Source organism: Mucilaginibacter sp. 320_HR (assembly GCF_059691875.1).
This window is the reverse complement of record NZ_JCAWAI010000003.1, coordinates 682,025-694,480: the sequence shown is the minus strand read 5'-3', so window position 1 is coordinate 694,480 and position 12,456 is coordinate 682,025. Positions and strand designations below refer to the sequence as shown.

The following is a 12,456-nucleotide window of genomic DNA, read 5'->3' as shown; positions in this document are numbered from 1 at the left end:
ACGGCTCAAAGAAGATCAACATCTTCTTACCTCAAAAAAGCATCTGACGAACACCAACAGGTTACGCCTTTAACCAATATTGCTGACTTAACAATCAAGGGTTCAACAATAGCTACAAACCTGCATTAAACGATCGGTTCACTTGCCTAAAGAACCCTTCTGTTATGTAAGTTAAGGCCAGAATCTGCAACAGAGGTTTATTTGTTATTAATTAATAAAGTTTCCAATATCAGATAAAACACTTTACTAACCGCAATAAAGCAAGAATGTTTTTAATTAATAAGATTTATCAATAAAAAATAAGATAAAAAAACAATCCCGGAGAAAATTTGTCTATCCAAAGCTACTTTGCTTGTATTCTATAGAAAAAGCACCGTATTGCAGAATCAACTTAATAATTACTTATCCGTACCGTTACATGAATGACCTTACAACCTCTTCAACGTCGGAACTAACGACTGAAACAATACAGGAAGATGTTAAGAAGCTCGGCAAATGGTTTCATAACATTGATCTTAAAGGGGTAAAAACCGCACCGGATCATTTCCTTGGGGACTATCCTAATGTAAAATTCAAGAATTTCGCAGATGCTATTCCGCAAGATCTTACCGGTAAATCAGTTTTGGATATCGGGTGTAACGCCGGATTTTATTCTATAGAGATGAAACGCAGGGGCGCCAGCCGCGTACTTGGTTTAGATTCCGACGAGCACTACCTGGCACAGGCGCGTTACGCCGCTAAGGTACTGGATGCGGATATCGAGTTCAGGAACATGTCTGTTTACGATGTGGGTTCACTGGGAGAAAAGTTTGACGTAGTCATATTCATGGGGGTGCTTTATCACCTCAGGCATCCACTGCTTGCGCTAGATCTTTTGTATGATAACGTGGTTGGCGATATGCTAATATTCCAGTCCATGCAGCGCGGCAGCGATCAGGTTCAGCCGGTTGAAGCTGATTATGACTTCTGGAATACGCAAATATTTGAAAGCAGGGATTTCCCCCAGATGTACTTTATAGAACATCGCTATTCTCAGGATCCAACCAACTGGTGGATACCTAATCGCTCCGGTATGGAGGCTATGCTCAGGAGTGCTGGTTTCGAGATTGTTCAACACCCGGAACTGGAGGTGTATATATGCAAAAGAGGCAATTTAATTGATAATCAGCCGCGGGCGGTTTACCCTAAAAATAAATTATAGATACTATATATGATTGAAGCAGTAAAATTCTGGAACGAACCAAATAATAAATCACACTGGGATTTCGAGGTCGATCCGGAGTGGCACATTTTTTCTGACATGGTTAAGTTGGCAGCTAATGCCGTTAAAACCGAAAACCCTGGAATTACGCGGGTGCTTGGCGGCATGTCGCCGATTGATACTGCATTTCTACAACGGTTAAAAGAACGAGGCACTCTTGACGATTTAGACGCTGTAGCAGTACATGGCTTTCCGTTGGATTGGAATCACTGGAGTATAAACGAGTGGCCGGATAAAATAGCCGAAATTGAAGCGGTTACAGATCTGCCGGTGTGGGTTACAGAAGTTGGTATATCAACATTTGGAGCTGAAGAAGTACAGGATTTTGGTTTTAGACGCACCGCAGAGTTGCTTAGCGGAAGGGTTGATCGCGTACACTGGTACAGCCTTTACGATCTGCCAAAATCGTGGGAAGCAACTACACGGCATCGTGAAGCAGAAGGATCGTCTTATTACAGGCATTTTTACATGGGCATACTGCATGAAGACGGTACGCCTAAGTTAGCGGCAAAGCACTTTTCTGATTATACACCAGAGTTTGGCATTTGCCAATGGTTCCACTTTGAGGATCACAGGCTTGAACCCGCTGTGGAGTGGCTTCGCAAACTAGGCGTTAAGCGACTTCGTACCGGGTTAAGCTGGGCAGATTACCTTCGGCCGGATGCTACCCGCTGGTTCGATAAGATGATGAAAGCCCTTGAGGAGTTCGACCTTACAGTGACTTTTTGCTTTACCCCGGAATCTAAAGGGATAAGACCGCATCATACCAGCGCTCCGCAGAACATACAAGAGTACGCAGACTTTTGCGTAGAGATGATGAAGCGATATGCATAAACGTGACTAGCTATGGCAAATAACCAACACCTAAATAACCTTGTGGCAGATCAGGAACATTACGACGATGTTCCTGATACGTGGATGAAGTGCATGCTAAGAGGCGACTTTGAAAGGGCTTGGCAGTTTAGCGACAAAGCTATAGCTGAAGGAGTAAACCGGGACAACAGCTTACCAAGGCACTTTCAAAATATTTGGGATGGTACCCCGCTGAACGGAAAGCGCGTACTGGTACGGTGCTATCATGGCTTGGGAGATACGATACAGTTTATAAGGTATGTACCTAAGTTAAGGCAAATTGCCAAAGAAGTTATAGTATGGGCGCAACCGGCGCTGTTAGATTTGCTTAAGAGTGTTAACGGCATAGATCGGTTAATACCTTTACATGATGGTGCACCAAGTGCTGATTATGATGTAGATATTGAGATAATGGAGTTGCCTTACATATTCCGGTCGACTATAGAAACGCTTCCATCAGAGGTCCCATATTTACAAGTGTCGCCGACAAATTTAGCGAATAACAGCCATCTGTCAGTAGGCATTGTTTGGAGAGCCGGAAACTGGAACCCGGGCCGTTGCCTGCCTTTCTCTGCCGTTAAGCCGCTGCTGGACAGGCATGATGTAAACTTTTACATTCTACAAGATGATGCGGTTAACGCCGGATGGGATAAATCATCAGGAGTTCACCCCGGAAGCTTTAATCTTTATGATTATGCCCGGGTTATTTCAGGTCTCGATCTGTTGATAACAGTCGATTCCATGCCGGCACATTTGGCCGGCGCGTTAAATGTACCCGTGTGGACATTGCTGCACGCTGATCCGGACTGGCGATGGATGAGCAATGGTGATTACAGCCCCTGGTATCCGTCAATGCGCTTATTCAGGCAGCAAGAACAAGGCAACTGGAGTTCCGTTGTAGAACGGGTTTCATTTGAGTTGAGCAAGCTTGTGCATGCGTCCGCTATTCGCCCAGTTGCTTAAAGCGGGTCATCATTTCACCTTTTTTGCCCTGATGATACGCTACACCATGATAAAAGGCAGCCACTAAACGTGCCCATCCTAAATAAATCGCGGGTACGCCCATCTTTTTACTTAACCAAAAGAATTTGTGGCTCCATTTAGAGATGTTGAAGCGAACGCGATAAATCCTTTTGCGATCAGGTGCCGGCCTTTCAGCATCTGCTTTCACCCGTTTTACAGGCTGAATTCCTTTTGCTGCCCAGGTAAGCCGGTATGCAAGTCCTTCGCGACGCTGCCTTAACCCCGCCGCTTGGGTGTTCTCTATAAATTCGTTATCGACTTTCTGTAGCTGTAATTGCTGTGTTTGTATTGCTTCCGAAACAATTTGCTCAATTAATGGCGAGCGAACAACCACCACGTTTGTGCCTTTTCCATCAGAAGAGTATGGCTCTACCCAGGCATCGCCAAAAGAGATATCGGCAGTTTCGGCTACCACATCATCGCAAAAATTGCACGCAGAGTTCATGAAGAATCCCGCACCCCAGTCGCCATCTTTCAAATGCCACCAGTCTTGGTTTAACATACGGCCGTCGTCAAGCTTTAGCATCGCATTGTACCAGTTGGCCGGGCGATCCGGATATTTATACCGGTACTCTACCTGCTCAACCCTTTCTATTGGTACGTTCAATTGCAAAGCAAAGCTTTCGGCAAAGCGTGCGCTTTTCATATGCCCGCAAAATAACCCAAGGGTGAAACGTATACGATCATGTAGAATATTATCTTCCTGGCGGAGAAGCTGAATGGCCTTAATCATACAGGGTACAGCAACCACAGCATAGCGGCCTGGTGTATTCTTGATTGTATCCACAACGGTCGACAACTCAACCGGATAATAGCGGGACTTTGCCCCCTGTCGGATTTCCTCTTCGGTGCGGGAGATACGATATTTAAAAAAGCGACCTTCTTCGTTCGGGTTTTCGGTAGCAATAACATGCGCTACCCCATCTATTAACCCACGTCGCATTAGTTCTGTGGCAACCCATGTTACCATACCGCCAGAACTTCCGTTTATGCGGAAATCCTGTTCGGCAACATGGCCTACAAAGTTGCTTTGAGTGCGGCCTATTGCGCTGCTGTGTTTAGGTGCAGCAGGGAAAAGAACCGCGGATAAGTCATCTTCATTTTTGGCCATTGGTGAAAACGGGCAGGTGGCGGTGAATTGCTCTGTAGCTCGCTCAAACCACTCTTGCGGACCTTCTGGCTTTAGCTCCCCGTGAGAATCAAACTTCATTCTAGCATTTATACCATCGGTTAATGCTTGCGCTACGCAACTCCCGCAGCCGATGCACAATCCGGATTTTACGATGTCTCTCGGACTCACCAGACCACTCATGAAAGCTCCGCCGTTTTAAGTGTTAAAGCTTCATCAAGAAAGTCATTCGACTGCTTCTGCAACTCACGTATATTCTCGAATATCTGCTCGTCTAAAGGTTCCGACAGGCGTGCGCTGTATACATCTGCAGGGGTGCCATCAGCTATAAGGTGCTTTTCGCCGCCAACAGTTTTCATCAGTCCTTGTACTTTATTGCTACGGTAGGTAGATAATTCACACACAAACGGCTTTGCATTATTAAGTGCGAAAACGCAACCATGGAAAAAGTTGGTGATTACGCACTGTGATAAGGCAATGAAGTTCGCGAAATCATGCGGATCGGCAGTGAGCCATTGTTCGTCCGCCCAGTCGTTACGATATCCTATGCTGATTAACGGCGTGCCGGTACGTTCAGCCCAGGCTTTTATCTCTTGTATAAAAAAGTCCGAAAAGTTATGGCCGTATACAGCTGCAAATGGTTGTTTGATGTTGCTTAAATCCCGCTTATCGGCTTTTATAGGGAACTGCAGGCACGGATCCAGCACAAAAGCAGGCTCTACACCAAGCGCATTTTTAACAATTGTAGCTGAGTTATCGTCCCGAACAGAAATGTTGTCAAAATTATAAAGCTTCTTTGCCCAGTCGGGGTCTAATCCCCACGAAGAAGAATAATTGCCAAAACTTGCCGCGTAGGATATCAGGTGCTTTGCTCTTAACCCATCGCCGTAAAACAACGGGCAATAGCTATACCATGGATGCGACAGGTTCCAAACCTCATCACTGCCAACCACAACAACATCATATTCTTCCATTTTAGATGGATCATCCAGCGGGAAAGGTTTTGATAGTGGCATTTTATCAAACAACTTAAAGAACTTCTCCATCTTTTCACGATAAAGAGGCCTGTCGCTAGCAGGTACCGGCGTTGGTAAAACGGGCTGCAAGCCGCATTTCCATTCAGAAAAGTTTACGCGGCTGGATTGATGATCAAGAATTTCAACATCATGGCCGCGCTGCTGCAGGCCTTCTGCAAGGCAGCGGGATTGCCAGTAGCTGCCGTAATTGATACACCGGTGAAATGTGAGCACACCTATTTTAAGAGAATTAGCGGGTTTGTTGTTCAAGGTAATTAATTTAAATGTTCGATAAGTACGCGGTTGGTGGAGTTAAAACAAATACTTATCTATTAAGTTTAGCTTTACATGACCAAAATTTTACTTGTACGCCATGCAGTAACAGATCTTACCGGAACTCACCTGCTTGGGCGCTCGCCGGGGGTGCCCTTAAGTATGCATGGAGAGGTACAAGCTGAGTCTTTAGCGGAGAAGTTATCAGTTGCTGGCGCGTCCGCTATTTATAGCAGCCCCATACAGCGGGTAGAGGAAACAGCAAGGACAATTGCCCAAGCGTTAAACCTTACCTGTAACATCCTTGAAGATTTACAAGAGCTTGATTTTGGCGACTGGACAAACAAAACCATTGCAGAACTTGAAGGGGATGAGCAATTTAAGCTCTTTAATACCGTCCGGAGCAGCACCCGCATTCCGGGTGGGGAGTTGATGATGGAAGCGCAGACCCGCATAGTATCTGCCTTAGAGAGGTTACGCAACAAGCATGTTAATGAAACCGTAATAGTAGTAAGTCACTCAGATATTATAAAAGCTGCTTTGGCTTTTTACCTGGGTATGCCTATAGACATGATGCAGCGCATTGAGATATGTCCGGCATCGGTATCTGTACTGGAGTTGTATCCGGAAACGGCTCGTGTCACGTTGTTGAATGATACCTCCCACCTTTAGCCGAAGTGTTCAAAAGTGTTCAGCTTTTTTTGTGCCGGGGGCATAAATTGCATTTTTGAACACTCTTTGCAAACCAGCAAAAAAGGCGTCTATTAGCATCAATTTGGCGGTTTTTGAATTAAAATGTAAGCGCGCACCTTTAAAAACCACACCAATTTACACGGCCATTTTCACTTTTATTTGCAGGATATAGGTGAAAATACAGGTGTAAAAAAGCCTAAGTTTATAATAAAGAAGGGCTGCCTTAAATCAATAAGACAGCCCTTTTTTATTGATGGGCAACGGTTACTTCTGTGCGTCTTTCTCAGGTGCCTTATTTATCAGGTCCATAAACTGGTCCAGCTTAGGGGTGATGATAATTTGAGTACGCCTGTTTTGTGCTTTGCCGCTTGGGGTGCTGTTATCAGCAATCGGGTTATACTCGCCACGGCCGCCTGCCGTTAAACGTTTCGGGTCAACCTGGTAGTTGTTCTGCAAAACCTGCACTACGGATGATGCTCTCAATGCGCTCAGGTCCCAGTTGTTACGAATGTTCTTTTGTGAGATCGGCACATTATCCGTGTTACCCTCTATTAGTACATCGTAGGTGCTGTAGTCTTTTATGATTTTAGCAATCTTGCTAAGGGTTTGGCCTGCCTGGTCGTTCACCTCAAAGCTGCCGGATTTGTACAGCATGTTGTCTGCAAGGGAAATATAAACCACACCTTTTAGCACCTTCACGTCAACATCCTTCATCTCCTGCTGACTGAGTGAACGGGTAAGGTTATTGGTAAGCACCATGTTAAGCGAGTCGCTCTTGTTCTTGGCATTAACCAGTTGCTGTATATATTTATTTGACGCGTTAATTTCATCAACCAGTTTAGATATATTTACGTTGCCCTGGCTGCTGGAGTTCAAACACTTGCTTAAAGCATCCTGTAATTGTTTGGCGTTTGCCCTTTCAGAGTTTAGTTGTTCTTCAAGGCTGGTTATTCGCCCGTTAGCTACGGCAAAGTTGCGTTCTGTTAATAAGTATTTACCGCGCATTTCGCGTGTATTGCTGTCCAGTTTGTCATAACTGGCCTGTAGGTCCTTGTACTTTTTGGAGCTTACGCAACTTGATACCATTACAGCCGCAATAAAAAGCGCCGGAATTGTTAGTTGAAGTTTCATAACGTTATAGGATTGGGTTTATTAAATATTTAACAGTTAGTAATAACCTGCTCCATGCAAAAAAGTTTTGTTAAGCCGAAAAAGTCGCTGTATGACAGTTATTTAGCTGTTGGTTAAACGGCTGGCACTTATAATTTAATTAATAGCATATCGCAACTGTATTTTTTAAAATGACATCCGCAAACAACTAAAAAAGCGTAATCTGCATAAAATAATACCACAGGGCAACAATGCGGGCCTTTGTTACCGTATAAGTTGACTCCTAATGTTTTAAACCGATCCAGCCCCTATAATGCCCCTTAAGTACATACGCAATATAATATTGCTCACCCTGGCGAATTGCCTGTTAGTTCTGTCGGTATTCGCGTCACCACGCAGCCGGGGTGTAGATAGCATTAAAGCGCTTTTGAATACCCCTGCCGGAGATAGCTTGTTTGGCGATACTGTGAAGGTAAACCGCCTGATCCGGCTGGCATCCAACTACTTTCAGTCGAACCCAGATAGCGCGTTTTACTTCGCCCAAAAGGGTGTGGCATTGGCCAGGAAGATCAACTATCCTGAAGGCATTGCTAATGGCCTGCTGCAAACCGGCCATGTAAAATATTTTAAGGGACGGTCAGACCCTGCTAAGCGCGATTTAGAGGAGGCGATAGCAATATTTAAGCAGCTTAAGAACGATAAAGGGCTAAGCGCAGCCTATGTTTCATTAGGGAGGATGTATAACCTGCTGGCTAATTACAACGATGCGCTTAAGTACCTGAACCTGGCATTGGTTATTAACAAGCGTATAGACGATGAACCTGCGCTAACCAATAACTACAAGAATATTGGTGTGATATACTACAGCCAGGGCGAACTTTCTAAAGCGCTCGATTTTTACTACAAAGGGCTTTATATCGCCGTAAAAAAACAATACCGTATACCCTCGGCAGAGTTGTATAACAATATTGGCGTGGTGCTGCAAAGTATGGAGGTTTACCCAACAGCGCTTGAGTATTTCGAAAAAGCATTGCGGCTTTTTGAGGGTACAAAAAGTTACCAGGCAGTTGGTACCGTAAATGAAAATATTGGCGAGGTGCTGCTTGCGCAAAAGCAGTATAAAAAAGCCGTTAACAATCTTACTCAATCTCTCGCGGTAGCCAAACGGCAGGGAGATATAGATGGTTTATGCTCGTTATACACCGACCTGGGACTTTGTTTTGCTTATACCAACAACAGCGCAAAAGGGCTGCTTTACCTGGACACTGCCGTGCAGATCTCCCAAAAATACAAATATGTATATAACCAGGCTTACGCGCTTATAGGCATGTCTACGGTGTATAATATGCAGCATAATTATAGCAAGGCATACGATAATGCCATGCAGGGCTATAAATTGGCGGGGCAGCTCAAAAATATATCGGTACGCGCCAAAGCATCGCAACAACTAAGCGAGACACTTGCGGGACTTAACAAATTTAATGAAGCTTACAGGTACCTTAACGAGTACCTTTCTATTAAAACTAAGCTAAAAGACAATGAGAGTATACAAAAACTTACCTCATATAATTATGCGCTTGATTTTTCTACTAAAGAGCGGCAGCTAAAAGAGGAAGAACGCGACCGCAACCTGTTATTTCAGCAGGAAATAGCCAGGCAGCGTTCCCTTATTATTTTATCTTTTGTTGTGATAGTGGCTATGATCATCATCCTGTTTAGTTATTACAGGCAGAAAAAAGCACAGCAAAAAATAAACGCATTACTGGAAGTAAAAAACAGCGAAGTAATACTACAAAAGGCGAGCCTTGATGAGCAAACACATAAGCTGAACGACCTGAACTCTTTAAAGGATCGCTTAATATCTATTCTCGCGCATGACCTTAGGGCGCCCTTAAGTACCCTGCGCGGGGTTTTTGACCTGTTGCAGGACAACACGATCACTCACCAGGAGATGTTGGACATGATACCTGAAGTAATTAAAAACCTTGATTATACTTCTGACTTTTTAGATACACTGCTGTTTTGGATAAACAGCCAGCTTTCGAGCTTTGCAAATAGTGTCTCTACATTTAGAGTTAAAGACGTTTTAAGATATGATATAGATAGTTACGTTAATTCGGCTGCTAAAAAGGGAGTATCGCTTACAGATCAGGTCCCTGCCGGCCTCAGCGCGCTAACAGATCCAAACTCTATCCGGATAGTTATTCGCAACCTGGTTACCAATGCTATTAAATTTACCGCTAAAGGCGACACCATTGAGGTGTGTGCAGTGCGCGAGGCTAACAAAGTAGTAATAAGCATTAAAGATTCCGGCTCAGGAATGGACGCGATACAGCTAAGCAAACTGTTTAAAGAGCGGGTAGATAGCCAGTTAGGCACCAACAAAGAACTGGGTACCGGGTTAGGTTTACTGTTTTGTAAAGATCTGATAGAAAGATGTAACGGCAAGATATGGGTAATTAGCGAACCAGGGGTAGGTACCACATTCAGCTTCAGCCTGCCATTAGGGCGCGACTGAGGAAACTGTCGTGGGAATAAATAAAAGAGCCGCACGTGTATACATGCGGCTCTTTCTTTACTGCTAAATAGGTTACCAGATCTTCACTCGTTTATCAGGGTCCAGCCACATTTTGTCACCTTTTTTAATGTGAAATGCCTCATAAAACTCAGGCACATCGGTAAATGGCCCGTTTACCCGCAGGAAACCGGGAGAGTGTACATCTACCAGTAACTGGTTAGATAAGGCCTCTTTACGGTCGTGCCCCAGCCAGCCAAGCGCATAGCCCATAAAGTAGCGCTGTACTGGCGTAAGGCCGTTTATCTTTTTACCTTCTTTATATTGATGTGTCTTTTTAAAAGCATCCAGGCCAATAACAATTCCGCCAAGGTCGGCAATGTTTTCGCCCAGGGTAGCCTTTCCGTTCACATGCAGGTCGTTAACCTTGTAGCCGTTAAACTGTTGTACCAGCATTTCTGCACGTTGCGCAAACTTTGCCGAATCCTGCGGCGTCCACCAGGCTTTCAGATTTCCCTTTTCATCGTATTGGCGGCCCTGGTCGTCAAAGCCGTGGGTTATCTCGTGGCCAATGGTTGATGCTGCACCATAGCCGTAAACTACAGCATCATCAATATCCTGATCACGCACGCCGGGGACCATAAATATGGCAGCAGGAAGCACAATCTCGTTATTGGACGGATTGTAGTAGGCATTATAGGTTTGCGGTGTCATGCCCCATTCGGTGCGGTTAACCGGTTTGCCAAGCTTAGCCGCGTTTATCTTACGGGTAAATACATTGCCGCGCATTACGTTTGCGGCATAAGATGATCGGTCAATCTCCAGGTCGCTGTAATCTCTCCATTTATCCGGGAAACCCACTTTAGGGTACACTTTAGCTAATTTGTCAAATGCCCGCTTTTTAGTTTCCGCGCTCATCCAATCCAGTTTCTCTATATGCTCCTTAAACGATGCGCGCACAGCCTCTACCATGTCGGTATACCGCTTTTTGGTTTCCTCAGGGAAGTACTCTTTTACAAATATTTGCCCCAGTACTTCACCCATAATGCTGTTCTCGCGGTCAATAACTTTCTTCCAGCGTGGCAGCTGCGTCTTACGCCCGGAAATAACCGTTCCGTTAAAACGGAAATCTTCATCTACAATTTCTTTATTAAGATAAGGGCCGTACTCGTCCAGCAGGTTTTTGCGCAGGTAGCTTTTCCAGTCGTCAATGCTAAATTTGGTGAGGGCCGTATTTACAGCTTTGTAGTACTCCGGCTGCCCAACAATTACCGTGTCCACATTCTTATAATACATGGCCTCAAAGGTTTCCTTCCAATTTACCAGGGGTGCCAGTTTAGCTAAATCAGCAACCGGCATTTTGTTGTAGTTGCGGTATGGGTCGCGCAGGTCTTCCAGCTTACGGCTGTTTTGGGCCAAAAACTTTTCCAGCTCGTATGTTTTTGTTGGTGCTGCGGCATCTGCAACACCAAGAAATTTAAAAAGGGCTGGTAAGTGTTTCTGCTGGTAATCGTTACGTACAGCTGCCGTGTGCTCGTCGGTATTAAAATAGTAATCTCTATTGGGCAGGCCAATTCCGCTTTGGTAAAGCTGCATTACTATCTTCTCGCTGTTACGGTCGTCCTGCCCCGCATAAGCTGCAATAGGGGTAGTAACGCCAATGTTAGACAAACTGGCAAATGCCGCAACAAGCTGTTGTACATCTTTAATGGCATCTATACGGGCAAGTTCCTGTTTAAGCGGTGTAAGCCCTTGCTTCTCTATACCCACAGTGTCCATTCCGCTAAAGTAAAAGTCGCCTATCTTTTGCGTGTTGCTTCCTTTAGCGGCATTGGCCGTTAAAGCATCCTCGTTTATCTTCCTGAGTTTGTTGCGCAGGTCGTCTTGCACCAGGTTGCCAATACCCCATGAAGAATAAGCCCCCGGTATTGGATTGTTTTTAAGCCAGGTACCATTAGCATACTGGAAAAAGTCGTCCCCGGGTTTAGCGGTACTGTCCATGTTCTTTGCTAACGGATCATTAGCTGCATAGTCTTTATCGGCGGTTTGCTTACACGACCCAAGTAGCAGGGCTGAGGCGCCAACTACTACCAGGGCTTTTATGTTTACTTTTTTGTTCATTTTTAAGACGGTGTATGTTTAAAAATACAGGAGTTGTATGGTAAAACAGAATTGAGGCATCAATTATCGGTACATAGTTAATTTAATTTCAGCATAAAAATAAATTATGTGATTCATTAAAGATTATTTTTCTGCGAAGGCAAACACAAAAGTTGTAAGACAATAGAAAGCCGTATTGCATCAATCATCGCATAAACAGCGTATTCTTTCGTAAAATTCTGGTAATCAAAATAAAAACTGTGGTTTTGATTACTTATGTGACTTTGGCCGGATTGCTTGATGCTTTACTAATGGTTAAAAGATAACAAAATATTGGCGCAAGTTTTGTTTAAAACTACACAGCCCTGCATACATCCTTGAAAATATTGATACATCTACCTATGTAAAAACGTTTTCCGATGTTCAGGCTAAATTGAATTCTCAGTAGCCCAAGTTGAGATGAATTGTTCTTTTTTTTGGGTTT

At 44.4% G+C, this 12,456-nt stretch carries 9 protein-coding genes; 5 read left to right on the top strand and 4 right to left on the bottom strand.

Going from position 1 to position 12,456, the window contains the following annotated elements; translation table 11 throughout:
• Window positions 1-418 precede the first annotated feature (418 nt).
• The 3 genes from AC59GT_RS13665 to AC59GT_RS13655 are packed head-to-tail and all read left to right on the top strand — an operon-like array spanning window position 419 to window position 3,076.
• Window positions 419-1,201: a TIGR04290 family methyltransferase gene (locus AC59GT_RS13665; RefSeq protein ID WP_497238151.1), complete on the top strand. Its 783-nt coding sequence runs from the start codon at window positions 419-421 to the stop codon at window positions 1,199-1,201.
• A gap of 9 nt (window positions 1,202-1,210) precedes the next feature.
• The gene (locus AC59GT_RS13660; RefSeq protein ID WP_497238150.1) at window positions 1,211-2,095 is read left to right on the top strand and encodes a glycosyl hydrolase; all 885 of its coding nucleotides are present in this window, start codon (window positions 1,211-1,213) and stop codon (window positions 2,093-2,095) included.
• A 12-nt stretch (window positions 2,096-2,107) separates the two neighbouring features.
• The gene (locus tag AC59GT_RS13655) at window positions 2,108-3,076 is read left to right on the top strand and encodes a glycosyltransferase family 9 protein (RefSeq protein WP_497238149.1); all 969 of its coding nucleotides are present in this window, start codon (window positions 2,108-2,110) and stop codon (window positions 3,074-3,076) included.
• Here the strand turns inward: AC59GT_RS13655 and AC59GT_RS13650 are convergent.
• Complete coding sequence (locus AC59GT_RS13650) at window positions 3,057-4,448, bottom strand: Coenzyme F420 hydrogenase/dehydrogenase, beta subunit C-terminal domain (protein WP_497238148.1); 1,392 nt, start codon at window positions 4,446-4,448, stop codon at window positions 3,057-3,059. The genes AC59GT_RS13655 and AC59GT_RS13650 overlap by 20 nt on opposite strands.
• Entirely contained in the window at window positions 4,445-5,551 is a 1,107-nt protein-coding gene (locus tag AC59GT_RS13645; RefSeq protein WP_497238147.1) for a polysaccharide pyruvyl transferase family protein, read from the bottom strand. Before AC59GT_RS13645 ends, AC59GT_RS13650 begins: the two co-directional genes overlap by 4 nt.
• Window positions 5,552-5,629: 78 nt before the next feature.
• Between AC59GT_RS13645 and AC59GT_RS13640 the strand changes: the two genes are divergently transcribed.
• Window positions 5,630-6,226, top strand: coding sequence for a histidine phosphatase family protein (locus tag AC59GT_RS13640; protein WP_497238146.1), 597 nt, complete (start codon window positions 5,630-5,632; stop codon window positions 6,224-6,226).
• 285 nt (window positions 6,227-6,511) lie between these two features.
• Here the strand turns inward: AC59GT_RS13640 and AC59GT_RS13635 are convergent, their stop codons facing one another.
• Window positions 6,512-7,378 carry an OmpA/MotB family protein gene (locus AC59GT_RS13635; RefSeq protein ID WP_497238145.1) on the bottom strand — a complete coding sequence of 289 codons (867 nt, stop codon included), beginning with the start codon at window positions 7,376-7,378 and terminating at the stop codon, window positions 6,512-6,514.
• A 292-nt stretch (window positions 7,379-7,670) separates the two neighbouring features.
• Here AC59GT_RS13635 and AC59GT_RS13630 point away from each other — a divergent pair, with 292 nt between their 5' ends.
• Window positions 7,671-9,875: a tetratricopeptide repeat-containing sensor histidine kinase gene (locus tag AC59GT_RS13630; RefSeq protein WP_497238144.1), complete on the top strand. Its 2,205-nt coding sequence runs from the start codon at window positions 7,671-7,673 to the stop codon at window positions 9,873-9,875.
• Window positions 9,876-9,947: 72 nt separating this feature from the next.
• Here the strand turns inward: AC59GT_RS13630 and AC59GT_RS13625 are convergent, their stop codons facing one another.
• On the bottom strand, window positions 9,948-11,993 hold the full coding sequence (locus AC59GT_RS13625; RefSeq protein ID WP_497238143.1) for a M13 family metallopeptidase: 2,046 nt from the start codon (window positions 11,991-11,993) through the stop codon (window positions 9,948-9,950).
• Between the last annotated feature and the right edge of the window lie 463 nt (window positions 11,994-12,456).